1 tRNA gene is annotated in these 764 nt (G+C 24.0%); it reads left to right on the forward strand.

What is annotated here, in order from left to right:
• Positions 1–30 precede the first annotated feature (30 nt).
• A tRNA-Ala gene (locus ABDZ71_RS03420) sits at positions 31–106 on the forward strand.
• Positions 107–764: the final 658 nt, after the last annotated feature.

The following is a 764-nucleotide window of genomic DNA, read 5'->3' on the forward strand; positions in this document are numbered from 1 at the left end:
GGGGTTCGAGTCCCTGAAGGTCCACCATTTGGGGGTATAGCTCAGTTGGGAGAGCACCTGCCTTGCACGCAGGGGGTCAGGAGTTCGAGTCTCCTTATCTCCACCATTTAAAAAAGCTTACAGATTTTCTGTAAGCTTTTTTGTTATATAATAAAGTTTTAGATTACTTTTGTAGTTATAAAAATTAAAATAACTGAGTTCTAATATTAAAAAAGATGCTTTTCTAAATTTTTATAAAAAGTTTTTCAAATATTATTATAATATTTTTTAATAGAATAAAGTTTTTTAAGTGAGTATTAATTTAATTACCATTATTTATTGATGATTTTCTAACTATATATTTAAATTTTCTAACTTTTATTTTAATAGTTTCACTATAAGAATTGTTTAAATTCAATAATTAGAAGGATTATTCACTAAAATATTCAAAACAACTAGACCTTGTGTATCATTATAAGAAAATAGGAGAAAAATATAAAATAATTGAATAAATTGTATATAAAATCATTTAAAAGGTAAATAAAATTATATATATAATAAAATATGTGATAAAATAACACCTGTATTTGGAACTGATAAATTTTGTTATTTATTTGTTCATTTTAATTTTTCTAATTTATTAGTAAAATTAAAATAAGAGTTGACAACATGGTTTTCATGTGATAAACTTTTAAAAGTCGCATGAAGTGACAAGGTCTTTGAAAATTAAACAGAGGATAAGAATGAATTCTTATAAACCAACCAGTAATTAAGGTAACAAACCT

It is taken from the genome of Clostridium oceanicum (assembly GCF_039521385.1).
GTDB classification, from domain to species: Bacteria; Bacillota; Clostridia; order Clostridiales; family Clostridiaceae; genus Clostridium_F; species Clostridium_F oceanicum.